Origin of the sequence: Streptomyces sp. NPDC017202 (assembly GCF_044331705.1) — a bacterium.
Taxonomy (GTDB): domain Bacteria; phylum Actinomycetota; class Actinomycetes; order Streptomycetales; family Streptomycetaceae; genus Streptomyces.
This window is the reverse complement of the sequence record NZ_JBIRNP010000008.1, coordinates 167,547-194,391: the sequence shown is the minus strand read 5'-3', so window position 1 is coordinate 194,391 and position 26,845 is coordinate 167,547. Positions and strand designations below refer to the sequence as shown.

22 protein-coding genes are annotated in these 26,845 nt (G+C 72.1%); 11 read left to right on the top strand and 11 right to left on the bottom strand.

Annotated features, from left to right (window positions below; genetic code table 11):
• Positions 1–546: 546 nt before the first annotated feature.
• Entirely contained in the window at positions 547–2,109 is a 1,563-nt protein-coding gene (locus ACH4N1_RS18130) for a polysaccharide lyase family 1 protein (protein ID WP_398098172.1), read from the top strand.
• 145 nt (positions 2,110–2,254) lie between these two features.
• Positions 2,255–2,839, top strand: a complete 585-nt coding sequence (locus ACH4N1_RS18125; protein WP_398098171.1) for a restriction endonuclease — start codon at positions 2,255–2,257, stop codon at positions 2,837–2,839.
• A gap of 237 nt (positions 2,840–3,076) precedes the next feature.
• Here the strand turns inward: ACH4N1_RS18125 and ACH4N1_RS18120 are convergent, their stop codons facing one another.
• The gene (locus ACH4N1_RS18120; protein WP_398098170.1) at positions 3,077–4,546 is read right to left on the bottom strand and encodes an MFS transporter; all 1,470 of its coding nucleotides are present in this window, start codon (positions 4,544–4,546) and stop codon (positions 3,077–3,079) included.
• A gap of 258 nt (positions 4,547–4,804) precedes the next feature.
• Here ACH4N1_RS18120 and ACH4N1_RS18115 point away from each other — a divergent pair, with 258 nt between their 5' ends.
• The 3 genes from ACH4N1_RS18115 to ACH4N1_RS18105 all read left to right on the top strand — a co-directional run bounded on the left by ACH4N1_RS18115 (position 4,805) and on the right by ACH4N1_RS18105 (position 9,372).
• Complete coding sequence (locus ACH4N1_RS18115; protein ID WP_398098168.1) at positions 4,805–5,428, top strand: TetR/AcrR family transcriptional regulator; 624 nt, start codon at positions 4,805–4,807, stop codon at positions 5,426–5,428.
• A 268-nt stretch (positions 5,429–5,696) separates the two neighbouring features.
• A complete protein-coding gene (locus ACH4N1_RS18110) occupies positions 5,697–7,994 on the top strand; it encodes a family 78 glycoside hydrolase catalytic domain (protein ID WP_398098167.1) in 2,298 nt (765 codons plus the stop codon).
• Positions 7,995–8,052: 58 nt separating this feature from the next.
• Complete coding sequence (locus ACH4N1_RS18105; protein WP_398098166.1) at positions 8,053–9,372, top strand: family 1 glycosylhydrolase; 1,320 nt, start codon at positions 8,053–8,055, stop codon at positions 9,370–9,372.
• Here the strand turns inward: ACH4N1_RS18105 and ACH4N1_RS18100 are convergent.
• The 3 genes from ACH4N1_RS18100 to ACH4N1_RS18090 form a co-directional block, all read right to left on the bottom strand.
• A complete protein-coding gene (locus ACH4N1_RS18100) occupies positions 9,332–10,123 on the bottom strand; it encodes a YihY/virulence factor BrkB family protein (RefSeq protein WP_398098359.1) in 792 nt (263 codons plus the stop codon). The two genes, ACH4N1_RS18105 and ACH4N1_RS18100, sit on opposite strands and share 41 nt — an antisense overlap.
• 391 nt (positions 10,124–10,514) lie before the next feature.
• Positions 10,515–10,736, bottom strand: a complete 222-nt coding sequence (locus tag ACH4N1_RS18095) for a hypothetical protein (RefSeq protein WP_398098165.1) — start codon at positions 10,734–10,736, stop codon at positions 10,515–10,517.
• Between the two features lie 68 nt (positions 10,737–10,804).
• Positions 10,805–11,137, bottom strand: coding sequence for a hypothetical protein (locus tag ACH4N1_RS18090; RefSeq protein WP_398098164.1), 333 nt, complete (start codon positions 11,135–11,137; stop codon positions 10,805–10,807).
• A gap of 165 nt (positions 11,138–11,302) precedes the next feature.
• Here ACH4N1_RS18090 and ACH4N1_RS18085 point away from each other — a divergent pair, with 165 nt between their 5' ends.
• From ACH4N1_RS18085 to ACH4N1_RS18070, 4 genes are read left to right on the top strand one after another with little or no spacing between them, the layout of a single operon-like run.
• Entirely contained in the window at positions 11,303–11,866 is a 564-nt protein-coding gene (locus tag ACH4N1_RS18085; protein WP_398098162.1) for an MSMEG_1061 family FMN-dependent PPOX-type flavoprotein, read from the top strand.
• Between the two features lie 51 nt (positions 11,867–11,917).
• Complete coding sequence (locus ACH4N1_RS18080) at positions 11,918–12,787, top strand: ABC transporter ATP-binding protein (RefSeq protein WP_398098161.1); 870 nt, start codon at positions 11,918–11,920, stop codon at positions 12,785–12,787.
• Positions 12,784–13,764: an ABC transporter substrate-binding protein gene (locus ACH4N1_RS18075; protein ID WP_398098159.1), complete on the top strand. Its 981-nt coding sequence runs from the start codon at positions 12,784–12,786 to the stop codon at positions 13,762–13,764. The genes ACH4N1_RS18080 and ACH4N1_RS18075 overlap by 4 nt, the downstream gene beginning before the upstream one ends.
• A gap of 8 nt (positions 13,765–13,772) precedes the next feature.
• On the top strand, positions 13,773–15,839 hold the full coding sequence (locus tag ACH4N1_RS18070; RefSeq protein WP_398098157.1) for an iron ABC transporter permease: 2,067 nt from the start codon (positions 13,773–13,775) through the stop codon (positions 15,837–15,839).
• 402 nt (positions 15,840–16,241) lie between these two features.
• Here the strand turns inward: ACH4N1_RS18070 and ACH4N1_RS18065 are convergent, their stop codons facing one another.
• The gene (locus ACH4N1_RS18065) at positions 16,242–17,708 is read right to left on the bottom strand and encodes a non-reducing end alpha-L-arabinofuranosidase family hydrolase (protein ID WP_398098156.1); all 1,467 of its coding nucleotides are present in this window, start codon (positions 17,706–17,708) and stop codon (positions 16,242–16,244) included.
• 538 nt (positions 17,709–18,246) lie between these two features.
• Between ACH4N1_RS18065 and ACH4N1_RS18060 the strand changes: the two genes are divergently transcribed.
• Both ACH4N1_RS18060 and ACH4N1_RS18055 read left to right on the top strand, forming a co-directional pair.
• Complete coding sequence (locus tag ACH4N1_RS18060) at positions 18,247–19,680, top strand: endo-1,4-beta-xylanase (RefSeq protein WP_398098154.1); 1,434 nt, start codon at positions 18,247–18,249, stop codon at positions 19,678–19,680.
• Positions 19,681–19,780: 100 nt separating this feature from the next.
• On the top strand, positions 19,781–21,082 hold the full coding sequence (locus ACH4N1_RS18055) for an RICIN domain-containing protein (protein ID WP_398098358.1): 1,302 nt from the start codon (positions 19,781–19,783) through the stop codon (positions 21,080–21,082).
• Positions 21,083–21,377: 295 nt separating this feature from the next.
• On the opposite strand, the gene ACH4N1_RS18050 is transcribed toward ACH4N1_RS18055, so the two are convergent.
• The 6 genes from ACH4N1_RS18050 to ACH4N1_RS18025 form a co-directional block, all read right to left on the bottom strand.
• Complete coding sequence (locus ACH4N1_RS18050) at positions 21,378–22,301, bottom strand: SGNH/GDSL hydrolase family protein (RefSeq protein ID WP_398098153.1); 924 nt, start codon at positions 22,299–22,301, stop codon at positions 21,378–21,380.
• 380 nt (positions 22,302–22,681) lie between these two features.
• Entirely contained in the window at positions 22,682–23,332 is a 651-nt protein-coding gene (locus tag ACH4N1_RS18045) for a CoA transferase subunit B (protein ID WP_398098152.1), read from the bottom strand.
• The gene (locus ACH4N1_RS18040; protein WP_398098151.1) at positions 23,332–24,087 is read right to left on the bottom strand and encodes a CoA transferase subunit A; all 756 of its coding nucleotides are present in this window, start codon (positions 24,085–24,087) and stop codon (positions 23,332–23,334) included. Before ACH4N1_RS18040 ends, ACH4N1_RS18045 begins: the two co-directional genes overlap by 1 nt.
• On the bottom strand, positions 24,084–24,881 hold the full coding sequence (locus ACH4N1_RS18035; protein ID WP_398098149.1) for an SDR family NAD(P)-dependent oxidoreductase: 798 nt from the start codon (positions 24,879–24,881) through the stop codon (positions 24,084–24,086). Before ACH4N1_RS18035 ends, ACH4N1_RS18040 begins: the two co-directional genes overlap by 4 nt.
• On the bottom strand, positions 24,878–25,849 hold the full coding sequence (locus ACH4N1_RS18030) for a fumarylacetoacetate hydrolase family protein (protein WP_398098147.1): 972 nt from the start codon (positions 25,847–25,849) through the stop codon (positions 24,878–24,880). The genes ACH4N1_RS18035 and ACH4N1_RS18030 overlap by 4 nt, the downstream gene beginning before the upstream one ends.
• A gap of 62 nt (positions 25,850–25,911) precedes the next feature.
• Positions 25,912–26,844 carry a VOC family protein gene (locus tag ACH4N1_RS18025; protein ID WP_398098145.1) on the bottom strand — a complete coding sequence of 311 codons (933 nt, stop codon included), beginning with the start codon at positions 26,842–26,844 and terminating at the stop codon, positions 25,912–25,914.
• Position 26,845: the final 1 nt, after the last annotated feature.

Here is a 26,845-nt window from a genome sequence, read left to right as displayed (position 1 = left end):
GATGGAGTTGCCCGGCCTCCCGGGCTGATCACGTACATCACTCGGGTTCACGTATGGGAACGCGAAGGGGGTTCGGGTGTCGTGCCGCCTGGGGAGCCCGGTTATGGCGGAAACGGCTCGCCGGGCGGGGGAATGTGTTCACGGAAGCAACGTCGCCGCTCGCGTGCGGGCGCTGTGCGTCGGGAAGCGGAACGGGGTCGCGGGTGGTTGCCGTTCTCCGTACCGGCCCTTCTCGAACTCTTGCCACCTCGTCGTCGGACCCCTATCGTCACCGCACGGAAAGCGCTTTCTCGGGGCCGGGACCGCTCCGGGGGAGCCGACCGTCGCGGTGGACGCCGCGACGTGTGCACGAGCCGCCAGTGATCCGGTACGGGGTGTCCCGCGACGCCGACGTGCCGCCGGATGAAGGGTGCGCGTCATGACGAGCCGGCATGCGACCGTCCCGCACGCTCTTCCTGTCAGCTCGAATTGACGGTCCACGGACAAATTTTTTCCGTGTGCGGCAGCAATGCGAGGCCAGGCAGAACGAGGAATCAGGAGACATCCATGCAAAGAAAAGTCGCCCTGCGACTCTCCGCCGCATCGGCCGCGATGGCCCTCGCGGCCGGGGTCGGTGTCGTGCTGTCGATGCCGGAGGCCTCCGCGGCGACCGGTACCGCGACCGGTTACGCGACCCAGAACGGCGGTACCACCGGCGGGGCCGGTGGTCAGACGGTGCGGGCCACCACCGGAACCGCGATCCACGCGGCCCTGTGCGGCAGGGCCAGCAGCAGCACCCCGATCACCATCGAGGTCGAGGGGACCATCAACCACGGCAACACGGCCAAGGTGTCCGGCAGCAGCTGCAACACCGCCGCCGGGGTGATCGAGCTGAAGCAGATCAGCAACGTCACGATCGTCGGCGTCGGCGGCGGAGCCGTCTTCGACCAGCTGGGCATCCACATCCGCGAGGCCAGCAACATCGTCATCCAGAACGTGACGATCAAGAACGTGAAGAAGTCGGGCTCGCCCACCTCCAACGGCGGCGACGCCATCGGCATGGAGAGCGGCGTCCGCAACGTCTGGGTCGACCACACGACCCTGGAGGCGTCGGGCGGGGAGTCGGAAGGCTACGACGGCCTCTTCGACATGAAGGACGACACCAAGTACGTGACGCTGTCGTACAGCGTCCTGCGCAACTCCGGGCGCGGCGGCCTGGTCGGCTCCAGCGAGAGCGACCTGTCGAACGGGTTCATCACCTTCCACCACAACCTCTACCAGAACATCGACTCCCGCACGCCCCTGCTGCGCGGCGGAACGGCCCACATCTACAACAACCACTACGTGAGCCTGAACGAGTCCGGCATCAACTCCCGTGCCGGAGCGCGCGCCAAGGTGGACAACAACTACTTCGAGGACTCCAAGGACGTCCTGGGAACCTTCTACACGGACGCGGCCGGCTACTGGCAGGTCAGCGGCAACGTCTTCGACAACGTGACCTGGTCCAGCCCCGGCACCGACAACAACCCCGCCGGCCCGAACCCGCAGTCCAACACCACGGTCAGCATCCCCTACGCCTACACGCTGGACGCCGCCGCGTGCGTGCCGGACGTCGTGAGCCGAACGGCCGGGGCCGGCAAGGGACTCCAGGTGTCGAACGGCAGCTGCACCGTGCAGTCGCCCACGTCGACCCCGACCGCCCCGCCCACGTCCGCCACGCCGACCCCGACCCCCAGCCCCACCTCGGGACCGAGCCAGCCCAGCGGCACCAACCTGAGCATCGGGGCCGGATCGGACGGCTCCAGCAAGGCCACCGGCACGAGTTACGGCAACGTGCGGGACGGCGACATGAGCACGTACTGGTCGCCCGCCGCCTCGACCGGCGCCATCTCGATCAAGTGGGGCTCCGCCACGTCCGTCTCCAGGATCGCCGTCCGGGAGGCGGCGGGAGCCACGGGTGCCATCGGCGCCTGGAAGGTGGTCAACGGTGACACCGGCGCCGTGCTGACCTCGGGCAGCGGCGCGGGTGCCATCACCTTCCCGCGGACCTCGCTGAGCAAGGTCACCTTCGAGATCACCGGTTCGACGGGCACACCGAAGGTCGCCGAGTTCGAGACCTACGCCCAGTAGGCGGGTGGTCCGGCCCGTCCCGGTGCCTGACGTGGTACGGGACGGACCGGACCGGTCTCCCGCCCCCGGCGCCGGATGGAGCCGCCCCCGCGTGGGCAGCAACAGGACGGCTGCGCGAGGGGACAAGGGGAGGGAGACCCGGTGTATGGGTACGGTGCTGCTGTCGGTGGCGGCCGTCATCGCGGTCGTGGTCGCGGTGGTCGTCGCCGGTCCGGTGCGGGCCGGGCGGCGCGAGGCGCGGGCGGAGCGGGTCCGGCTCGCCGCGGAGGCCCGCCGGCAGGCGCGCCGCTCGCTGGACGAGGTCTGGGCGATGGACGACCGCCGGTTCGAGGAGTACGTCGCCGAGCTGTGCCGCCGGGACGGCTGCACCGGCGTCCGGCGCGTCGGCGGCGCCGGCGACCTCGGGGCGGATGTGACCGGCAACCTGCCCGACGGCCGCCGTGTCGTCGTGCAGTGCAAGCGCTACGCCAAGCACCGCACCGTCGGCAGCCGTGACCTCCAGACCTTCAACGGCACCGCACGGGCGGAACACCACGCCGACGTCCCCGTGTTCGTCGCCTCCTGCGTGTTCACCCGGCCCGCCCGTGAGTTCGCCGCCCGGCACGGCCTGGTCCTCATCGACGTGAACCTGCTGGGCTTCTGGAACAGCGGCACGCCCCTGGCCTCGTTCCTGGACCTGGACATCGGCCGCTCCGGGACGCACCGCAGGCTGCGTCCCGACCGCGACTGACGCACCGCGTCGGCGGGTGGGCCCCGTCGGCCCGGCGCCCCGGGCGCGGCAGGCCCGAGCGGGTCAAGCCCGGTGTGCGGACGGCCGGTCGGGGGCCACGGGCTGCCGCCGGGCGGCAGCCCGTTTCCGGTGTGCGACGTGCTCGTGGCGGCCCGCCACCGCTCGGCGGCCCGCCACGGAGAGGACGGCGCGGGCGGGATCTCCTCCCGCCCGCGCCGTCCCGCCCGCGCCGTCCGCTCAGCCGGGCAGCACGTCGTCGGTCTCCGGATTCCGCAGCCGCGGGATGAACAGGGAGAGCGCCAGGGCCAGGAGGGTGACGAGGGCGCCGAGCCAGAAGACCCAGGCGTAACCGGCGTCCTGGTAGAAGGCGGTGCCGTCGACCACGGTGCTGTGCGCGTTGAGGAGGGCGTACGCGCCGGCGGTGACGATCGCGCCGAACAGGCTGATGAGCATGTTGAGCATGCCGCTGCCCAGGCCCTGTTCGTCGCGCGAGACGACACCGACGACGAGCACCGGCGCGGTCGCCACCACGATGCCGGAACCGATGTTGGCGATGCACGACGTCAGGATCAGTTCCGTCTCGTCACCGTGCAGGAAGCCGACGAGCGTGTAGCCCAGCGCCATGACCGCCAGGCCGGCGATCCAGACCTTGCGGGGGTCCAGGCGGCGCAGGAAGCGGCTGACGAAGAGGCCGGTGCCGAACATCACCAGGTTCCAGCTCACGCTGACCACGGCGTTGTGCTGCGCGGTCCAGCCGAGGCCGGCGGAGACACCGGGGATGTGCGGGAAGAGCGCGAGCAGGATGGCCAGGCCGGGCATCGTGAACGCGACGGTCTGGGCGAGACCGCCCGCCGTGAGGGCGAGAGCCACCGGGCGGCGCCGGAGAACCCCGAGGTCCAGGATCGGGTGCGCGCTGGCCCGCTCGACGAACAGGAAGGCGACCAGCGCGGCGGCCCCGGCGGCGAGCCAGCCCAGGGTCCTGCCGTCCGCCCAGCCCCAGCTCTGCCCCTGGCCGACGGCGTAGACCACGGCGGTCAGACCGCCGCCGAGGACCAGGCCCCCCAGCCAGTCGAAGCCCGTGTCGAAGGCGTGCCGCGGTGTCTCCGGCACCAGGAGCGCGACCAGCACGAAGGCGACGGCGGTGGCGACGGCGAGGAACCAGAGGGCACCGCGGTAGCCCCAGTCGTCGACGAGCCGGCCCGCCAGGAACGGTGTGCCCAGGGCCACCAGCCCGACGCTGCTGCCCATGATGCCGCTGGCCGACTTGACCAGCTTCTTCGGGAAGACGTCCCGTACCGCGGCGAAGGAGAGGGCACCGAACGGGCCGTAGAAACCGGCGATGGCCCGGCCGACCAGCACCAGCCAGAAGTCTCCGGCCAGTGCGGCCAGGGCCTCGCCGCCGGCGCCCAGCGCCATCATGGCGAGCATGACGCGCTTCCTGCCGTACAGGTCGCCCAGCTTGATGGCGAACGGCGTGAGCAGGACGCTCGCCAGGGTGAGCGTCAGGCCGAACCACGCGACCTGCGTGGTGTGGAAGCTCTGGGCGACGCTCGCGGTGGCGTTGGCACCGAGGATCCCGCCCGCGGCCAGCAACTGGGTGGGCCAGGCGAGGGCGATCAGGACCGCGACCAGGCGGAGATTCCATCGTCCGCCCGTCTCGGCAGGGGGCGCGCTGTCGAGTGAGGGGCTTGGTGACGTCGATGTCACGCCATGCCCTCCTTTCACGGAGGTGCCGAAGGGAGTGAGAGGAGATGTGGGGGCGGTGTGGGGTGCGCGGAGGAACGAGACCGCCGTAACACCCCGGTGACCGGGAGGTGACGGCGCGGCAATCCGTCGTCGCGTGACGTCGATGATGACCCGAACACCTAGTGCCCGCTAGGTTTCCATTGCGTGACCCACGTCACAGGCTCGGTCCGCTCCTGGTCCGCCGCCGTCACCGTGCGCCGCCCCCGGTACGGTTCTGACATGGCGACACCCAGGGGGCCGCGCGGCGGCTACACGGCAGGCCGGGCCCGGCGCACCCAGATCCTCGAAGCCGCGCTCCTGCGTTTCGGACAGGACGGCTACCGCAAGACCTCGCTCGCCCGTGTCGCCCGGGACGCCGAGATCACCGACGCCGGCCTGCTGCACCACTTCCGCGACAAGCAGCAGCTCCTGCTGGCCGTCGTCGAGTACTGGCACGACCGCATGGACACCCAGTGGCAGCGGGTCTCGGGATCGGTGCGCGACGCCTTCCGCTGCCACCTGGAGGACACCGCCGAGCGGCTCGCCATGCCCGGCATGGTGGAACTCGCCGTCGTGGTCGCCGCCGAGGCGACCGCCCCCGACCACCCCGCCCACGACTTCTTCACCCACTGGCAGGAGAAGGGTGTGAAGGAGCTCGCCGAGCGGCTGGAGGCCGGCAGCCGCAACGGGGAACTCCTGCCGGACCTCGACCACGAGGGCATCGCCCGCGAGTGCGCGGCCCTCGACGCGGGCCTGCGTCAGCAGTGGCTCGCCGGCGGCCGTTCCTTCGACCTCGTCGCGGTCATGCGCGCGCACCTCGACCGCCTCGTGCGCTCCATCTCCGTCGACGGGCAGGGGCTGTAGGCGGTTCGGGTCGCGGGCTGTGCGGCCCGCCCGGACTCATGAATTGTCATGCACTCGCCAATCAGGTGATGATCCCGGTCGGGAGCGTGCCCCGCACGTCGGAAGTGTGACCCACATCACGTCGACCAAGACCTAGCGTTCACTAGGTTTTGGGGCGCATGATCGAACCTGCCTCCCTCCGCTCGACGACCCCACCCGCCCCCACCCGCCCCCACCCGCCCCAGGCCGCCCCAGGCATCACCCGCGCCCACCGCGCCGAGGACCCGACATGCGCCCCTTCCGGACCGCCCGCGTCATCGCTCCCCGCCGACCGGCGGAGCCCTCCATCACCGGGGCCCGCCCGGCCGTCCTGCTGCGCGCCGAGTTCACCCTGCGGGCAGCGGTCACGGCGGCCCGGCTCTCCGTCACCGCGCTCGGCGTGTACGAGCTGGAACTCAACGGCACCGTGGTGGGTGACCACGTCCTGGCCCCCGGCTGGACCAGCTACCGCCACCGCCACCGCTACCAGGACTTCGACGTGACGCACCTGGTCCGCGAGGGCGCCAACGCCTGGGGCGCCCACCTCGCCGACGGCTGGTACCGGGGCCTGCTCGGCTTCAACGGCGGCACCCGCGACATCTACGGCGACGACACGGGCCTGCTCGCCGAACTGCGGATCGAGTACGCCGACGGCACCACCGACACCGTCGCCACCGGCGCGCACTGGCGCTGGAGCCCGGGCCCCGTCCTCGCCGCCGGACTGTACGAGGGCGAGGAGTACGACGCCCGCCGCGCGCAGGCCGGCTTCGGCGAAACCGGCTTCGACGACTCGGCGTGGGAACCCGTGCGGCTCCTGGAGTTCGACACCGGCGTGCTCTTCCCGGCCGACAGCCCGCCGGTGCGCCGCATCGAGTCGCTCACCCCGGTCGCCGTCACCACCTCACCCACCGGCCGCACCCTCGTCGACTTCGGCCAGAACCTCGTCGGACGCCTGCGCATCCGCGTCCGGGGCGAGGCCGGCCGCACGATCACCCTCCGCCACGCCGAGGTCCTCGAGGACGGCGAGCTGTGCACGCGCCCGCTGCGGCACGCCACCGCCACCGACCGCTACACCCTGTGCGGGGACCCGGAGGGCGAGGTGTGGGAGCCCCGCTTCACCTTCCACGGCTTCCGCCACGCCGAGATCGACGGCTGGCCCGGCGACGTGGACCCGGCCGACGTCACCGCCGTCGTCCTGCACAGCGACCTGCGCCGCACCGGGTGGTTCTCCTGTTCGGACGCCTCCCTGGAACGGCTGCACGAGAACGTGGTCTGGGGGATGCGCGGCAACTTCCTCGACGTGCCCATGGACTGTCCGCAGCGCGACGAGCGGCTCGGCTGGACCGGCGACGTCCAGGTCTTCGCCCCCACCGCGGCCTTCCTCTACGACGTCCGCGACTTCCTGCGCTCCTGGCTGCGCGACCTCGCCGCCGACCAGGGCGACGACGCGCGCGGCGTACCGCCGGTGTTCAGCCCCGCGATCCCGGTGATCACGCCGGTACCGATCCCGCCCGGCAACCCGCCGATGGCCGGCTGGTGCGACGCGGCCGTCGTCGTCCCCTGGGTGCTGCACGAGCGCTACGGCGACGCCGAGGTGCTGCGCGCCCAGTACCCCTCGATGCGGGACTGGGTCGACGCCGTCGACCGGATCGCCGGACCCGGCCGGATCTGGGGCGAGGGCTTCCAGTTCGGCGACTGGCTGGACCCGGCCGCGCCCGCGGACGACCCGGGCCGGGCGACGACCTCCTCCTGCCTGGTCGCCACCGCGTACTTCGCGCACTCCGCCCGCCTGCTGGCCCGGACGGCCCGGCTGCTGGAGGAGGACGACGACGCCGGGCGCTACCTCGCGCTGGCCGACTCGGTCCGCGACGCCTTCCTCGGCCGCTTCCACGCCGGGGGCGGCCGGCTGACGGAGGAGACCCAGACCGCGTACGCCCTCGCCCTGTGCTTCCGGCTGATCGAGGACCCCGCCGGACGCGCCGAGGCCGGGCGCCGGCTGGCCGCCCTGGTCGCCGGGGGCGGACACCGCATCGGCACCGGGTTCCTCGGCACCCCGCTGGTGTGCGACGCGCTGACCGACACCGGACACGTGGACACCGCCTACCGGCTGCTGACCCAGCGCTCCTGCCCGTCCTGGCTCCACCAGGTCGACATGGGCGCCACCACCGTCTGGGAACGCTGGGACAGCATGCTCCCCGACGGCCGGGTCAACCCCGGCGAGATGACCTCCTTCAACCACTACGCGTTCGGAGCCGTCGCCGACTGGCTCCACCGCACCGTCGCCGGCCTGGCGCCCGCCGAACCGGGCTACCGCCGGCTCCTGGTCCGGCCCCGCCCCGGCGGCGGCCTCACCTGGGCGCGGGCCGCGCACGAGACGCCGTACGGCCGGGCCGAGACCGGCTGGCGCGTCGAGGGCGGCACGCTGCTCGTCGAACTCCTCGTGCCGCCCGGTGTCACCGCACTGGTCGACCTGCCGGGCGCGAAGCCCGCGGAGGCCGGCCCGGGCCGGCACTCCTTCCGCACCCCGTTCACCACGGCCACGCCCTGACCACCCGGGCCCCGTCCCCACCCACCTCCCGGCCCACCGGATCACACAAGGAGCACCCATGACACACACCGGCCTGCCCGACGGCTTCCTGTGGGGCGTCGCCACCGCGGGACACCAGAACGAGGGTGACAACCGCGCGAGCGACACCTGGTTCCTGGAGCACACCACTCCCTCCCTCTTCCGCGAACCGAGCGGACCGGCCTGCCGGGGCTACGAGCAGTGGGAGACCGACCTCGACCTGGTGGCGGGGCTCGGACTCAACGCCTTCCGGTTCTCCGTCGAGTGGGCACGCGTCGAACCCGAGCGCGGTGTCGTCTCCGCCGAGGCGCTCGACCACTACGAGCGCAAGGTCGACGGCTGCCTCGCACGCGGCCTGGCGCCCCTGGTGACGTTCAGCCACTTCACCGCCCCGCACTGGTTCGCGATGGACGGTTCGTGGACCGCGGCCGACGCCCCGGGCCGGTTCGCCGACCAGTGCGACCGCGTCATGGCACGCTTCGGCGACCGGATCGCCTACGCGGTCACCCTCAACGAACCCAATCTGGAACAGCTGTTGCAGGCGGGCGCGAAACTCCCGGCCGAGGCGGAGGCGCTCAAGGCGCGGATGCTCGCGGCGGCGGCCCGCGCGGCCGGAAGCGACGGCTACGCCAGCGCGAACGTCATCCCCGCCGACCGGCAGGACGAGTTCCAGGAGGCGTTCACCCGCGCCCACCGCGCCGCCCGCGAGGCGATCAGGGCGAGCCGCGGCGACCTGCCGGTCGGCGTCTCCATCGCCATCGCCGACGAGGTCGCCCTTCCCGGCGGCGAGCGGCGCCGGGACGCCAAGCGCGCCGCCGTCTACGACCACTGGCTGCGCGAGGCGCGCGACGACGACTTCATCGGCGTGCAGAACTACGAGCGCATCGTGCACGGACCCGACGGCGAGGTGACGCCCGACGGGGAGCTGAACGGCATGGGCACCGTCATCGAGCCCGGCTCCCTCGCCGGGGCGGCGCGCTACGCCCACGAGATGGCCGGCGTACCGGTGCTCGTCACCGAACACGGCATCCAGACCGGGGACGACACCCAGCGCGCCGCGTTCGTGCCCGCCGCGATCGAGGCCCTCACGGCCGAGATCGGCGCCGGCACACCCGTCCTCGGCTACTGCCACTGGACACTCATGGACAACTTCGAGTGGATCTTCGGATACGGCGCCCAGCTCGGCCTCCACGAAGTCGACCGCGAGACGTTCGAGCGCCGTCCCAAGCCGAGCGCGAAGGCCTACGCCGACGTGGTGCGGAGCCACCGCGGGGTGCCCGCCGGCCACGGCGGACGAGCCGTGCCGGGGCCGCCGGTCGTCACCGGCGAGGCGACGACCGCCTGCTCAGCTCGGCCGTGAACTGGGCCCCGGCGAGCAGGGCGAGGTTGGACAGCCACAGCCAGATCAGGAAGACGACGATGCCGGCGAGCGAGCCGTACAGCCTGCTGTAGGTGCTCAGGGCGGAGGCGTAGAGCGCGAAGCCCGCGGAGACGGTGAGCCACAGGCCCGCCGCCAGGGCACCGCCGGGCAGGCTGTGCCTGCGCAGACGCGCCGGGGCCGGGCCCATGCGGAAGACGACGACGACCAGGAGCGCGACCAGCCCCAGAAGAAGGGGCCAGCGCAGCAGGGCCCACGCCCGGGCGGCCACCTCGTCGAGCCCGAGAAGACCGCCGACGGCCTCGGCGACCGGACCGGTGACCAGCAGGAGCAGCGAACTGACGAGGAGCAGGACCAGCAGGGCGAAGGCGGTGAGCACGATGCGGGGGGCCTTGCGCAGGGGAGAGCGGCAGTCGGCGACGCGATGCATGCGGTGCAGGGCCCGGCGGAACACGGCCAGGTAGCTGGAGGCGGACCACAGGGCGCTCACCGTACAGGCGCCCAGCAGTGCCCAGGCCGCGGAACTGCGCCGCGCCATCCGGACCATGACCCCCTCGAGTTCGCTTCCGGACTGCCCCGGGGCGTAGGCCGTCACGTGCGCGATGAAGTCGCCCGCGGTGGCGGGGCTGACCAGGCTGAAGGCGATGACGGTCACCAGGAGGGAGGGCAGGACGGCCAGGATGGCGTAGTAGGTGAGGGCGGCCGCGTCGTCGGACACGTCGTCACGCCACATCGACGCGGGGGTGCGGCGCAGGGCGGGGCCCCACGAGGGCGGCAGCCGCCGTGCGGGGGCCGTGGAGACGATGACGGGCGAACCGCTCCGCGGGGCGGCCTGCCGTCCGGCCGGCAGGGGGCGGGGAAGCGGACCGTCGTCCCTCCGCTGTGCGCGCACCTTCATGGCCCGTCCTTCCCGCCGGCCGGCGGACCGCTTCCACCGTGTGAACCGCCCCGACCGCGGGACCGGCCGGTGGGCCCTGTCCATGACGCGGAGTTCCGGGTCTGTGGTGCGGATACCCGGGAATCGCCCGCCCACGTCCTCGCCGGACCAGGTCACGAGCGCCGCACGGGCGGGGCGGTGGTCGGGGCCGGGCAGGAGGGGGGGCGGTGTGCGTCCGGCCGCGCGACTAGCGCGTCAGGTCGAGCGGTTGCAGCGTGCTCCAGTGCCGGTGCAGCAGGTCCTCCGGTGACATCGTGCGGGGGTCGCCGAGTGACGGGGGCCAGGTGGGGACCGGGTTCCGGCCGGTGTCCGGGCGCTGTCTCCACCACAGGAGGGCGGTGACGGCCACGCCGCTTCCGGCGAGCGCCGCCGCGGCGACGGTGAGCGCGTTGCTGGGCCTGACCGGCATGGCGTCTCCCTGGGAGCTGGGGGCGGCGGTTGTGCCGCCGCGGCATCGGGTAACCCGGCCGGGCGCCTTCATGCCGAGGGGTGCTCACCCTTGCGCGCACGTCCCGCCGCCGGCCCCCGCTCCTGCGGGTCACCGTCCTCGCCCCGACGGCCGTTCGCCGAAATCCCGGACCGCCGCGAGGAGTTCGTCGTCGACGCGGCCGGAACGGGGCGAGCGGTCCGCGGCCCCAGCTGCGTCATCTCGGCGAACCACCAGGTGCCCGACACGGCGAGGGCCCAGACGAGCGCGTGCAGCAGCGACGCCGGCCAGGTGGTCTGCCCCGACTGCCGTTCCACGATCGCGAAGAAGACCCAGCCGGCCGCCAGGACACAGGTGACGCGCACGCGTCGATGCTTGAACATGCGTGCCCGGTTACCCGAGCCGCCCCCGGTCCACACCCGGCCCACCGCGGACCGCGGCGCCCGGCACCGGCACCACTGCACCCTCAGCCAGTAAGGCAAGGCGAACCTAACTTAGGTTAATGTTCGCTGCGCAACCACTTGCCGCACGCACCCCTGGAGCCCGCCTTGCCGTACGCGACCGACGCCACCGTGGACGGGCCGGGCACAGCCGCCGGGAGCGGCTGGGTCGAGCTGGGCTCGCGGACCGAGCTGCGCGAAGTGCTGGGTGAGCCCTGGCCCGTGGTGATCGAGAAGGTCCACGACCGGCTCACCGACCAGGACCTGGGCATACTGGCCCGTTCGCCCTTCTGCCTGCTGGCCACCTCCGACGCGGACGGCAACTGCGACGTCTCCCCGCGCGGGGACGGCCCGGGGTTCACCCATGTCGTCGACGCGCGCACGCTCGCCCTGCCCGACCGGCCGGGCAACCGGCGCGGCGACAGCTTCCACAACATCCTCGACAACCCGCACGCCGGCCTGCTGTATCTGATCCCGGGAGGCAAGGAGGTCCTGCGGGTCAACGGGCGGGCCCGCGTCCTCACCGACGCCCCGTTCTTCGACGCCATGACGCGGGACGGCCGGCGCCCCGCCCTCGCCGTGGTGCTGGAGATCGACGAGATCTACCTGCACTGCCCGCAGTCCCTGCGGCGTTCGGGCCTGTGGGACCCGTCGTCCTGGCCGGCCGGCTGAGGCGAGCCCCCGCGTGATCCAAGTCAGTAAGGTTAGGCTAACCTTACTGACGTGAGATCTGGTGGAGAAACAGCCGGCACCCCACGCCCGCGCGGCCACGAACTGGCGGCCACGGACGTCACGGTGTCGTACGACGGCGTCGACGTCGTCCATGGAGCCGCGGTCGGACTGCGGCCCGGTGAGGTGACCGCCCTCGTCGGCCCCAACGGCAGCGGGAAGTCCACGCTGCTGCGGACGATCGCCCGGTTGCAGCGGGCCCGGCACGCCACGATCCGGATCGACGACGACACCGACGGCCTCGCCCTGACGCACCGTCAGTTCTCGCGCCGCGTCGCCCTGCTGACCCAGAGCCGCCCGACGCCCAGCGGACTGACCGTGCGCGACATCCTCGAGTTCGGCCGCTACCCCCACCGCGGCCGCTTCGGCCGGCCCGACCCGGACGCGACCGCCGCGGTCGACCGGGCGCTCGCCCTGACCGGCGTCACCGACCTCGCCGAACGCGGCGCCGACCGCCTGTCCGGCGGTCAGTTGCAGCGGGTGTGGCTCGCCGGCTGCCTCGCGCAGGAGACCGGCGTGCTGCTCCTGGACGAGCCCACCACCTACCTCGACCTGCGCCACCAGGTCGAACTCCTCGACCTGATCCGCGACCTGGCGGACGAGCACGGCATCGCCGTCGGCGTCGTCCTGCACGACCTCGACCAGGCGGCGGCCGTCGCCGACCGGATCACGCTGCTCGACGCGGGCCGCGTCGTCGCCGACGGCCCACCCGCGGACGTCCTGACACCACAACGCCTCACCGCCGTCTACGGCATCCGCATCGAGGTCGACCACGACCCCCTCACCGGCCGGCTGCGCACCCGCGCCGTCGGCCGCCACCACACCCGCCACACCCCCAGCGAAAGGCTCGGCACCACCTCATGAGACGCCTCCTGCTCACCGCGGCCGCCACCACCGCCGCGGCGCTCACCCTCGCCGCGTGCGGCACCACCGAGCCCACCGCCGACAGCTCCGGGAAGCCCTCCGAGGCCATCAGTCTCACCGACGCCACCGGCGCCAAGGTCACGCTCGACGGCCCGGCCACCAAGGTCGTCACCACCGAGTGGAACGTCACCGAGAGCCTCCTCACCCTCGGCGTCGACCCCGTCGGCGTCGCCGACGTCAAGGGCTACAAGACCTGGGACACCGCCGTCCCGCTGACCACCGAGCCCAAGGACATCGGCACCCGCGGCGAGCCGAGCACGGACACCATCGCCTCCCTCGCGCCCGACCTCGTCCTCGCCACCACCGACCTGCCGCCCGCCGCCGTCAAGCAACTGCGCAGGATAGCCCCCGTGCTGGAGGTGAAGTCCGCCGACTCCACCGACCAGATCGGGCTGATGCTCGACAACATCGACCTCATCGCGCGGGCCACCGGCACCACCGACAAGGCCAAGACGGTCCGCACCGGCTGGGAGGCCAAGGTCGCCGAGGGCAGGAAGGCCCTCGCCGACGCCGGTCTCGACGGCACCGGACTGGCCTTCGCCGACGGGTACGTCACCTCCAACCAGGTCTCCCTGCGCCCGTACACCAGCGGCTCGCTGATCGGCGGCGTCAACGAGGCGCTCGGCCTGAAGAACACCTGGACCGTCAAGGGCGACGCGAGCTACGGCCTCGGCACCACCGACGTCGAGGGCCTCACCGCCCTGCCGAAGGACACCCGGTTCGCCTACATCGGCAGCGACGGCGACGAGAACAGCACCCCCTTCACCGGCGCCCTGGCGAAGAACGCCGTGTGGACGTCCCTGCCGTTCGTCAAGGCCGGCGAGGTGCACCGACTGCCCGACGGCATCTGGATGTTCGGCGGCCCCGGGTCGATGCAGGCGTACGTCGACGCCCTCGTCGCCGCGCTGACGAAGTAACGGAACCCATGGCCGTCACCGCGACCGCCCCCGCCACCCGTTCGCAGGCGGCCCCGCCCCGCAGGGGTGCCGCCGCGGTGACGGCCGCACTGGCGCTCCTGGTCGCCGCCCTCGCCGTCGTCGACATCACCCAGGGCACGGCCGCCGTCGGACCGGCCGAGGTGTTCGAAGCCCTGACCGGGCAGGCCGATCCGGCGGACGCGTCCGTCGTGATCGCCTCCCGGCTGCCGCGCACGACCGCGGGCCTCCTGGTCGGCGCCGTGCTCGCCGTGGCCGGGGCCGCACTCCAGGCCGTCAGCCGCAACGTGCTCGCCTCGCCCGACACCCTCGCCGTGAACGCCGGTTCCTACCTGGCGCTCGGCGTGGCCGGGGCCACCGGCGTCTCCCTGCCGCTGCTCGCCTCCTCCGGGGTCGCCTTCGCCGGCGGCCTCCTCGCCGCGGGCGTCGTCCTCGCCCTGTCCGGCCTCGGCACGGGCACCGTACGGCTGGTCCTCGCCGGCACCGCGCTGGCCCTCGGCCTCAACTCCGTGACCGAGGGCCTGCTCCTGCTGTTCCCCGAGCAGACCGAGGGCCTGTACCGGTGGAACCAGGGAGGCATCGGCCAGAACGGCTTCGACGGCGTCCTGCAGATGCTGCCCGTCGTCGCGGCCGGCCTCGCCGGCCTGCTGCTCACCGCCCGCCGCGTCGACGCGCTCGCCCTCGGCGACGACGCCGCGCGCGGGCTCGGCGTCCCGGTCCGCGCCACCCGCGTCACGGTGGTCGTCCTGGCGGCGCTGCTGTCGGCCGCGGCGGTCACCCTGGCCGGGCCCATCGGCTTCGTCGGCCTGTGCGCCCCGGCCCTGACCCGCCCGCTCGCCCGCCGGTTCCCGGCCTTCGTCCGCGCCCGTGCCGGCTGGCCCGCGGTCGGCCTGGCCGGTGCGGGACTGGTCCTCGGGTCGGACGTCCTGCTGCGGGCCCTGGTGCCCGCGGACACGGCGGTGGCCGTCCCCACCGGGATCGTCACCAGCCTCGTCGGCGCCGTGTTCCTGGTGGTGACGGCCCTGCGGCTGCGGGACACCGCCGAGGCCGGCGCTCCGGACCGGCTGCGCACCCCCGGCCGGACGGCGTTCCGGGTCACGGTGGCCGCCCTCGTCGCCGCCGTCGCCGGCGTCACGGTCGCCGGGGTGCTGCTGGGCGACACCGGACTCCTGCTCGGCGACGTCGTCAACTGGGCGCAGGGGCGGGCCGGGCGGGCGGTCTCCTTCGTCCTCGACACCCGGGTGCCGCGTGTGCTCGCCGCCCTGAGCGCGGGCGCGGCGCTCGCCCTGGCCGGCACGCTGGTCCAGGCCGTCACCCGCAACCCGCTGGCCGAACCCGGCGTGCTGGGCGTCTCCGGCGGAGCCGCGCTGGGTGCCGTGCTCCTCGTCACCACCGTGCCCGCCGCCGGCTCGTGGGCCGTCGCGGGGGCGGCGTTCGCCGGGGCCGCGACGGCCTCCGCCGTCGTGTTCGGACTCGCCGCCCGGGGCGGTTACCGGCAGAACCGGCTGGTCCTCGTCGGCGTCGGCGTGGCCGCCGCCACGACGGCGCTGATCAGCCTGCTCATCGTGCTGACCGACCCCTTCAACGCCACCAAGGCGCTGACCTGGCTGTCCGGTTCGACGTACGGGCGGACCATGCCTGACGTCCTGCCCGTCGCGCTGGTACTGGCGCTGGGCGTCGGCGTGGCGGTCGCCCGGCGCACCGAACTGGACCTGGTGTCCCTGGACGGGGACACCCCGCGTCTGCTCGGCCTGCGGCTGTCCCGGGTCCGCCTGGGCTTCCTCGTGGTGAGCGTCCTGCTCAGCGCGACCGCCGTCGCCTCGGCCGGCACCATCGGCTTCGTGGGCCTCGTCGCACCGCACGCGGCGCGGACCCTCGTGGGCCGGCGGCACGTACGGGTGGTGCCGGTCACCGTCCTGCTCGGCGCGGCCCTCGTCTGCGTGGCCGACCTGATCGGCCGCACGGTCATCGCGCCCGCCCAGCTCGGCGCGGGCCTCATGACGGCGGTGATCGGAACGCCGTACTTCCTGTACCTGCTCGTACGCAGCCGTCGTTAGGGCCTGTCCGGCGGATCGGGTGACTTTCCGGCCGATCGCTCGTCGGTTCGGTCATGGGTCCAGGGACCAACGGGCCGACCGTCGACGCGGAGGCGGCACGGCAGCAGCGATCCGCTCACGGCTTTGCCCGTGATCCGACGGACAGTGTCCAGCGGGCGTTGCCCGACTCCGCGCTCCGTCGTCGTACGAGAGCTGACGTCGTCGCGTGACCCGGGGGCGGGGGGGGGGGGGCCGCCGCCCCCCCCCCCCCCCCCCCCCCCCCCCGCCCCCCCCCCCGGCCCCCCCCGCCGCCCCGCCGCCCCCGGGCGGGGGCGGGGGGGGGGGCCCGGGGGGGGGGGGGCGCCCCCCCCCCCCCCCCCCCGCGCCGGCTCCCCAGCGGAGCCGGACCCCGTGTTCACGCCGTCAGCGCTGCAGTGTCAGCAGACCCGGACGGTAGGGCAGGAGGCCGTAGTCGCCGCCTGAGTTGGGGCTGCGCCCCTGGTAGAGCAACTGCAGGTTGCAGGGATCGACGGTCATGGTCTGATCGGCGCTGGTGCGGATCAGTTCGCCGTGGCTGATGTCGTTGGTCCAGGTGGCGCCACTGTTGGCCTTGCCGGCGAAGGGGTTGCCCTCGGTCGCGGCCTGGGGTGTCCATGAGCCGTTCAGGCTGGTGGCCGTGAACGAGCGGAAGTAGCGGCCCTGCGAGCCGATCGCCTCGACGATCATGAGGTAGCGGTTCTGGCCCTGCAGCTTGTAGACCTGCGGGGCTTCGAACAGGTTGTTCGTCGTGTCGCTCATGACCACGGTCGAGGTCGTGCCGAAGCTGCCCGGGAAGTTCCCGATCGGCATGCCGGCCCGGTAGATCTTGCCGTTGTCACCGGCGAAGAACAGGTACATGTTCGTCCCGTCACCGATGAGCGTCTGGTCGATGGGTCCTGTTCCGGAGCCGGAGATGCTTCCGGAGAAGAGCACCTGCGGGGACGACCAGCCGTTCGGGTTGGTGGGGTCGCTCGACGTCCGGTAGGAGAAGGCGGTCCCGCCCCACTGGTAGGCGAGCACCCAGATGTTCTTCGGCGCGAAGTAGAAGAGCGTGGGCGCGACGGTGGAGTTCGACATCGTGTTCTGCCCGGCCGAGGCCATCTCCGACCAGTTGGTGAACAGGCCGAAGTTCATCGAACCCCAACTCGTCCCCGTGTCGTGCGTCGTCGCGTAGACGAGCTGCTTGCCGTTGTACGGGGCGACGGTGAAGTCCTTGAGCGAGACCCACCCCGACTTGGGCTGCGCCAGCGCGCCCGTCGACGACCAGCGGTAGGTCGCCGGGAGATCGCACGAGCCGGGGTTCTCCGCGCCGACCTTGACGAGCTGCCACTGCTGGTTGGTGCCGCCCCAGTCGTCGTACTGGACGATGTTCGCGTTGTCGGCGGTGGAGGCGCCTTGCACCTCGAGGGCCTTGTTGCTGTGACGCGAGACGAACCTCACGTAGCCGTCCGAGCTGTCGGCCAGCCGCCACTGCTGGTTGGTGCCGTTCAGGTCGGCCCACTGGACGATCGAGCCGCCGTTCGCGGTGGACCAGTTGTGGACGTCCAGCACCTTGCCCGAGAGGCGGGACTTGATGCGGTAGTAGCCACCTCCGGAATCGACGAACTGCCACTGCTGCTGGTTCTGGTCGTTCCTGGTCCACTGGGTGATGCGGGCGCCGTCGTCGGTCGCCATGTTGTAGAGGTCCAGGGCCTTGCCGCTGTTGCGGTTGACCAGCACGTACGAGGCGTTGGGGTCCACGGTCGCCGCGCCGGCGGGCTGGGCGCCGAGGAAGGTGGCCACGAGCAGCAAGGGGAAAAGAACCGCGAGTAAGCGTTTCAGACGGACCGGGGACGAGTGGCGAAACCACATCAGAGGGCCTCCTTGGGGCGGGGTGAGGTGACGCCGATGAACCGCGGAGCGGCCGTACCGGGGCAAGAGCAGCGTCGAAACTTTCGAAGATCTCTCCGAACCTTTGACGCCACAAGCTAGGAATGAGGGGCCCTTCGGTCAAGGTCCTTCGCCGATCTGTCCACAAACAGTTCCTCCCGGCACTCCGGAGGGTTGCGACAAGGCCCGCCATTCCAAGGGTCTGTGCGAGGGAAGGGAGTAGAGCGAGCGGCGTCTGTCGCGCATCGCGATTCCGAAAGATTCGAACTTCAGGCGGAAACTTTCTTTGTGATGAGTATTGACGATCCACCGTCAATCCCTCAATCATCCCTCTCTGAGTGACCGACCGCAGTTCGAAATGCCGAACCGTGCCGGGACCGTCCCGGTCCCGCGACCGCGGTGTCCGGTGATTCCGTACCGTCCGAGTTCCGGCCCGCCCCGTCCGTCCGCCGGGCGGGAGCGGACGCCGCGTTCCCCCGTACTTCAGTCCTTCCGTGGTTTCTCCCTTGGAGGCATATTCATGGGCTCGTACGCCCTTCCCAGAGCCGTTGTCCACCGGAAGATCCGCGCCCTGCTGTTGGCGCTGGTCGTCGGCGTCCTCGGTGTGGTCACCGTGCTGGTCGCGCCGCCGACCGCACACGCCGCCGAGAACACGCTCGGCGCCGCGGCGGCACAGAGCGGCCGCTACTTCGGCACCGCCATCGCCTCGGGCAAGCTGGGCGACTCCGCGTACACGTCGATCGCGGCCCGCGAGTTCAACTCGGTGACGGCCGAGAACGAGATGAAGATCGACGCCACCGAACCGCAGCGGGGCCAGTTCAACTTCACCGCCGGTGACCGCGTCTACAACTGGGCGGTGCAGAACGGCAAGCAGGTGCGCGGCCACACCCTGGCCTGGTACTCCCAGCAGCCCGGCTGGATGCAGAGCCTCAGCGGCAGCACGCTGCGCCAGGCGATGATCGACCACATCAACGGCGTGATGGCCCACTACAAGGGCAAGATCGCCCAGTGGGACGTCGTGAACGAGGCCTTCGCCGACGGCAGTTCGGGAGCCCGGCGCGACTCCAACCTGCAGCGCACCGGCAACGACTGGATCGAGGTCGCCTTCCGCACCGCGCGCGCCGCCGACCCGGCCGCCAAGCTCTGCTACAACGACTACAACGTCGAGAACTGGACGTGGGCGAAGACCCAGGCCATGTACGCCATGGTCCGGGACTTCAAGCAGCGCGGCGTGCCGATCGACTGCGTCGGCTTCCAGTCGCACTTCAACAGCGGCAGCCCGTACAACAGCAACTTCCGCACCACCCTGCAGAACTTCGCCGCCCTCGGCGTCGACGTGGCCGTCACCGAACTCGACATCCAGGGCGCCTCGGCCACGACCTACGCCAGCGTGGCCAACGACTGCCTGGCCGTCCCGCGCTGCCTCGGCATCACGGTCTGGGGGGTGCGCGACAGCGACTCCTGGCGATCGCAGGACACGCCGCTGCTGTTCAACAACGACGGCAGCAAGAAGCCCGCCTACACCGCCGTCCTCAACGCGCTCAACGGCGGCACCACCACACCGCCTCCGGCGGACGGCAACACGGTCAAGGGCGTTGCTTCGGGCCGCTGCCTGGACGTGCCCAGCAGCAGCACCACCGACGGCACCCAGGTCCAGCTGTGGGACTGCCACAACGGCACCAACCAGCAGTGGACGTACACCGACGCCGGTGAGCTCAAGGTCTACGGCAACAAGTGCCTGGACGCCGCCGGCACGGGCAACGGCGCCAAGGTCCAGATCTACAGCTGCTGGGGCGCCGACAACCAGAAGTGGCGCCTCAACTCCGACGGATCCATCGTCGGCGTCCAGTCCGGCCTCTGCCTCGACGCCGTCGCCGGCGGCACCGCCAACGGCACCCTGATCCAGCTCTACTCCTGCTCGAACGGCAGCAACCAACGCTGGACCCGCACCTGAGGGGACCTGCCCCCAACGAAAGGGTGAACCGATGAAGACCCACGGTGCGGCTCCCCCCGCCCCTCCGCCAAGGCATCGCTGGTGGTCCCGGGTCGCCGCCGTGGTGGCGGCGGTCCTCGCGATCGGCACGCTCGCCGCGGTGGATCCGGCGCCCGCCCAGGCGGCGACGGTGGACACCAACGCCTGGTACGTCCTGGTCAATCGCCACAGCGGCAAGGCGTTGGACGTCCCCGGCACGTCCACCGCCGACGGCGCGCGCCTCAGTCAGTGGACGCGGACCGACGGAGCCAACCAGCAGTGGCAGTTCGTGGACTCCGGTGACGGCTTCTACCGCCTCAAGGCCCGGCACTCGGGCAAGGTCCTCGACGTGGCCGGCGCCTCGACCGCGGACGGTGCCGCGATCCAGCAGTGGGCCGACCACGACGGGGCCAACCAGCAGTTCCGCCTGGCCGACTCGGACGCGGGCCACGTCCGGCTGATCAACCGCACCAGCGGCAAGGCGGTGGAGGTGCAGGGCGCCTCCACCGCCGACGGCGGCAACGTCGTCCAGTACACCGACTGGGGCGGCGACAACCAGCAATGGCAGGTGATCAAGCTGTCGTCCGGTGGCGGCGGCGGATGCGGCAGCGCCCCGGCCCTGGCGAGCGGTACGCACACGATCCAGAGCGGCGGCAAGAGCCGCAGCTTCATCCTCAGGGTTCCCGCCGGCTACGACAACAGCCGCCCCTACCGGCTGATCTTCGCGTTCCACTGGCGGGGCGGAACCGCCGGCGACGTCGCCTCGGGCGGCACGAGCGGGAACGCCTGGTCCTACTACGGCCAACAGGAACAGTCGAACAACAGCGCGATCCTCGTCGCCCCTCAGGGCCTCGGCAACGGCTGGGCCAACTCGGGAGGTGAGGACATCACCTTCGTCGACGACATGATCCGGCGCATCGAGGGCGGCCTCTGTGTCAACCCGGCACAGCGTTTCGCCACGGGATTCAGCTGGGGCGGCGGTATGAGCTATGCACTCGCGTGCAGCCGGGCGAACGTCTTCCGGGCCGTCGCGGTCATCTCGGGCGCTCAGATCAGCGGATGCAGCGGTGGCACCCAGCCCATCGCCTACTTCGGGATCCACGGCATCGGCGACTCCGTCCTCGGCATCGCGCAAGGACGGTCCCTGCGCGACAGATTCGTCGGCAACAACGGCTGCACTCCGCAGAGCCCGCGCGAGCCGTCGCCGGGCAGCCGAACGCACATCACCACCACCTACGCGGGCTGCAGTGCCGGACACCCGGTCCAATGGGCCGCGTTCGACGGAGACCACATCCCCGGTCCGGTCGACGGCTCCTCCGGCGAAAGCGGCGTCACCACCTGGACCAAGGCAGAGATCTGGAGGTTCTTCGCCCAGTTCCAGTGACACGCCCGCACCACGGAGTGGAGCCAGGATGATCCAGGCTCCACTCCGTGGACCTCGGCGGCCTCCCCCAGGAGGTGGTGGGGGCCGTGCCGGGGCGCGGCAGACGGCAGTGGCCGGTCTCGTCACGGGCTGCCGGCGCGTCGAAATCTTCAGAAGCCGTTCCGCCGCACCTCTCTGGTTCGTGGTACCGGGAGCGAAGTCCGCCCTGTGGAGGCCCTGCTCGACGAGGGCAGGCGCAGCGGCGTCCTCCAGTGACCGCGCGGGCGTCGACGACGCCTCCGACGGGAACGACGACTCAGCGGTGTCCGGCCCTCTTGCCCAGGCGTTCCAGGACCGCGCTCGCCATGGTCTCCATGCCCTTGGCGTTGGGGTGCGCGGGAGCCGCGGGCGCGGAGGGCCGGAGCGGTTCGACCCAGCGGTCGGCCGGCGCCTTGCACATGTCGTGTCCGACGGACGGACCGTAGGTGTCGACGAACTCGGCTCGGTTCAGCCACGCCACCAGGCGCAGCATCTGGTTCAGGCGCTTGCCCGTGTCCCGGAGGTAGGGGAAGTCCTTCGCTGCGAAGGGGACCGAGGGGTGGCAGCCGCTGCCGTCGTCGGGCAGGAGAGCGGGATAGCCGACGAGCACCACGCGTGCGTGCGGTGCCCGCTCGTGCACCGCGCGCAGCACACGGGCGACCTTCGGAGCGGTTTCGAGGATGTTCAGCGTGAGCCGGTCGACCCCGGAGGACGTGTAGTGCTGCCGGCACGGGTCGCCGGACAGGTCCTTGGAACCGAGCGCGGCACAGGTGCTGATGACGGAGCCGAACCCCATGTCGTTGCCGCCGATCTGCAGCGTCACCAGGTCGGTGCTTCGGTTCAGGGCGTCCAACTGGGGTCCGTTGGTCCCCTGGGCCTTCCACATCTCGTCGGTCCTGGCCCCGCTGCAGCTGACGTCCGCGAACGAGGCGACCTTGTACCGGGCCGCCACCAGCGAGGGGTAATTGTGGTCCGAGCGGGCGCAGTCGGCGTCGACCTGGCGCGGAATCAGCGGACCGGACGTGTACGAGTCGCCGAGCGCCACGTAGTCCACGGGGCGGGGGGAATGTCGCTCCCCGGCCGAAGCGGGAGCCGATGTGCCGACACCGGCGACGACCGCGCAGCTGCTCAGCACCGCGCCCAGCGCCATGGTGCGGCGCCGTCGCGCGAGGTCGCCGCCCTGACGCGTGTGATGGTTCATCGTGCCCCTTCCTCGAAGCCCGGTCGGCCCGCCGTGTCGGACCGCCCGTCGGAGGACACGGAGGATCGCGACACCGCGGCAACCGGACATGTCCCTGTCCACAGGTCCGACATCGCTTGTATACCGGCCGGTAGGCACGCGGAACAGGGTTTGGTCGACGCCGGCTTGTTCGACTTGCGCCCGCCGGGCCGGATCGCCGGGCCGGACCGCCGGGGCGATCGCGCCCGTCGTCGGTCCGATTCCGCCCGATGTCGTCGGCGGTGTCGGCGGCCGCGAGGCTCTCCTCCCGTCGACCGGCCGGCCGGTCAAGGGGACATGAGCCGGCCCGCTGCTCGCCGGCGGGCTGCGGGCGGCGGGCAGCGGGCCAGGACCGATCCGGGTCAGCAGGCGGCGGTGAAACCGTCGAGGCGCAGGGCGGCCCCGGTGCGGGCCGAGATCTCCTCGACGGTGACGCCCGGCGCGGTCTCGACGAGGGCGAGGCCGCTGCCGGTGACGTCGAGCACGCCCAGATCGGTGACGACGCGGTGGACGCACCGTTCGCCGGTGAGCGGGAGCGTGCACTCCTCGACGATCTTCGGGCTGCCGTCCTTGGCGGTGTGGTCCATCAGGACGATGACCCGGCGGGCACCGTGGACGAGGTCCATCGCGCCGCCCATGCCCTTGACCATCTTGCCGGGGATCATCCAGTTGGCGAGGTCGCCGGTCGCGGAGACCTGCATCGCGCCCAGGACCGCGGTGTCGATGTGGCCGCCGCGGATCATGCCGAAGGAGAGCGCCGAGTCGAAGAAGGAGGCGCCGGGAAGCACCGTGACGGTCTCCTTGCCGGCGTTGATCAGGTCGGGGTCGACCTGGTCCTCGGTGGGACGGGGACCGGTGCCGAGGATGCCGTTCTCCGAGTGCAGGACGACGTGGACGCCCGGCGGGAGGTGACCGGGGATGAGGGTCGGCAGGCCGATGCCGAGGTTGACGTAGGAGCCGTCGGTCAGTTCGGCGGCGGCGCGGGCGGCCATCTGGTCGCGGGTCCAGGCCATCAGCCGCTCACCGTCCTCTTCTCGATGGGCTTGTCGGCGGCTTCCTCGGCGGTCAGCATGACGATCCGCTGCACGTAGATCCCGGGCAGGTGCACCTCGTCCGGGGCGAGTGCGCCGGGTTCGACGAGTTCCTCGACCTCGGCGACCGTGACGCGGCCCGCCATGGCCGCCAGGGGGTTGAAGTTGGCGGCGGCCCGGCGGAAGCGGAGGTTGCCGTGCCGGTCGCCGCGCCAGGCGCGGACCAGGGCGAAGTCGGTGGTGATGCCGTGCTCCAGGACGTGCGGACGGCCGTCGAAGTCGCGGGTCTCCTTGGGCGGAGAGGCGACGGCGACGGTGCCGACGGGTGTGTGGCGCCAGGGCAGGCCGCCTCGGGCGACCTGGGTGCCGACGCCGGCGGGGGTGTAGAAGGCGGGGATGCCCGCGCCGCCGGCGCGCAGCCGCTCGGCGAGGGTGCCCTGCGGAGTCAGTTCCACCTCGAGTTCCCCGCCGAGGTACTGGCGGGCGAACTCCTTGTTCTCACCGACGTACGAGCCGGTCACCCGGGCGATGCGGCCGGCGGCCAGCAGGATGCCCAGGCCGCGGCCGTCGACCCCGCAGTTGTTCGACACGACCCGCAGCCCCGTGGCGCCCTGCGCGTACAGGGCGCGGACGAGGATCTCCGGCACCCCGCTCAGTCCGAAGCCGCCGACGGCGAGCGAGGCCCCGTCGGGGATGTCGGCGACCGCCTCGGCGGCGCCGGCACTCACTTTGTTCACGAACGGTCCTTTCTCGACAGGGCTGACGGCCGGCCGCCGCCACCGTCCGCCTCCGGACGCAGGGCGTCCGAGACGGACTTGACGCCGCCGTGCGCGGTGAGGCCGCCGTCCACGGGGATCTCGGCGCCGGTGATGAACGACGACTCGTCCGACAGCAGGAAGACGACGAGCGGGGCGACCTCGTCGACCGTCCCGGTGCGGCCGAGCGGCGTCTCGCGGACGTTGGCCTCGCGGAACGCCGCAGCCGCCGAGGCGGTCATCCCGGTCTCGATGTAGCCGGGATGGATCGTGTTGACGCGGATCCCGCGCGGACCGAGTTCGAGGGCGGCGGTCTTCGACAGGCCCCGCAGCGCCCACTTGCTCGTGGTGTAGGCGACCGGATAGTGGCCGGTCAGGGCCGCGGAGGAGCCGACGTTCACGACGGAGGAGCCGGGCGGCATGAGCGGCGTGAGGTGCTGGATGCCGAGCAGTGGGCCGGTGACGTTGACCGCGTGGACCCGGGCCAGGTCCTCGGGGCGCACGTCGCCGACGCGGGCCCGCCAGGTGACGCCCGCGTTGTTCACGAGGCCGTGCACCTGGCCGTAGGCCTCGCGCAGGTCCGCGGCCAGGCCGGCCCAGTCCTTCTCGTCGGTCACGTCGAGCCGGCGGCAGCCGGGCGCGTCGCTCACGTCGGTGGCGATGACGCGGGCGCCCTCCCGGACGAGGGCCGCGGCCTCGGCGGCGCCCTGGCCACGGGCCGCGCCCGTGACCACGACGACCTTGCCCAGCAGTCGCTCGGGGTGCGGACCGCTCACGGCCGCTCCCGGCCACGACGCCTGCCGCTCGGCAGGGGGACGGGCTCGACGCCCGGGACGACCGTGTTGGTGAGCGTGCCGATGCCCTCGACGGTGAGACTCACGGTGTCGCCGGCCTTGAGCGGCGGCGGGTTCCGCTCCCCGCCGCGGCCCCACAGCTCGGCGAGGCAGCCGCCGTTGCCGCACGTCCCGGAACCGAGGACGTCACCGGGGACGACACGGGTGCCGCGGGAGGCGTAGGCGGTCATCTCCTCGAAGGTCCAGCTCATGTGGGAGAGCAGGTCCTCGCCGACCACCTCGCCGTTGACCTCGGCGGTCAGCGCCAGGCGCAGGAACCCGTCGGGGTCCCGGTACGGCTCCAGTTCGTCGGCGGTGACGAGGTACGGGCCGAGGGTGGTGGCCGTGTCCTTGCCCTTGCAGGGGCCGAGCCCGACCTTCATCTCCGCCGACTGGAGGTCGCGCGCGGACCAGTCGTCGAGGACCGTGTAGCCGACGATGTGCTCGCGGGCCTGTTGGGGGGTGAGGTCGCGGCCCTCGCGGCCGATGACGGCGGCGACCTCCAGCTCGAAGTCCAGTGCCGACGACCCCGGCGGCACGGGGACGCCGTCGCCGGGGCCGTAGATCGCGTGCGGGTTGGTGAAGTAGAAGGTCGGCGCCGCGTACCACTGCTCCGGCACGCCGGCGGCGCCGTCCACGGACCGTCGGACGCCCTCGACGTGTTCCTCGAAGGTGACGAAGTCCCGTACCGACGCCGGCTGCAGGGGAGGCAGCAGCCGCACCTCGGAGACATGGGGGCCGGACGGCACGTCGAGGGCGGCGGCACCGGCGGCGAGCAGTGCGGGCAGGCCGCCGGTCTCGGCGAGCAGGGCGGTGAGCGAGGTGACGCCGGGCAGCGGGAGGAGGGTGCCGTCGTCGTCGACGACGGCCACCCGGTGGCGGTGCTGGTGTTCGTATGCGGCGAAACGCATGGGACGACTCCTGGGGGAACGGGTCAGGGCCTGTCCGGCAGACGGGACTTTCGGAACACGCCCTAGACCGGCGGGGCGACGAACACGCCGCGGTCGGGGTCGTTGAAGGACTCCTTGGCGATCAGTTCGTTCATCGGGTTGGCGGTGCCCCACTGGTCGGTGACCTCGGGCCGGGAGAAGTCGTAGACGTGCGGGTGCCAGGTGTCCTCGTCGAGGCACTCCAGCTCGGTGGTGTACTCGACGGTGTTGCCGTGCGGGTCGAGGAAGTACGTGAAGGTGTTGTCGCCCGCCATGTGCCGGCCCGGACCCCAGATCTTGCGGAACCCGGCGCGCATCACGCGGCCGGAACCGCGCATGTACTCGTCGAGGCCGCGCATCTCGAAGGAGACGTGGTGCAGGGCGGTGTGCGGGCCCCGGGCGATGGCCATCGAGTGGTGCTGGTTGCTGATCCGCATGAAGTGCATGACCTCGCCCATGTGCGGCGAGCTGAGCGTGTCGGAGAGCCGGAAGCCGAGGTGGGTCTCGTACCACTCCCGGGTCCGGTTCAGGTCCGGGGAGTTGAGGACGACGTGGCTCAGCTTGACCGGGATCGCCTCCTTCTCCTCGATCTTGCGGTGCTGCCGCACCTCGACGTCGGCGGAGACCTCGATGGTGCGGCCGTCGACGTCGAAGAAACGGAAGCCGTAACCACCGCCGGGCGTGTCCACCTTGCCCGGCTGGGAGATCAACTGAACACCCTGCGAGAGGAGTTGTTCGGCGAGGGTGTCGACGTCGGCCGCGCTCGCCGCGCCGTAGGAGACGAGGTCGAGGCGCTTCTCCCCGGCCTTGCGCAGCCGGACGACGTACTGCTCGGGCGAGCCTTCGGCGGCCAGGAAGGAGATGCCGGAGTCCTCGGCGACCTTGGTGAGGCCCCAGACGCCGGCGTAGAAGTCGAGTTGCTTGTCGTAGTCGGGCACGGCGAGGTCGACGTGCCGCAGGTGGGTGAGCAGGCGCATG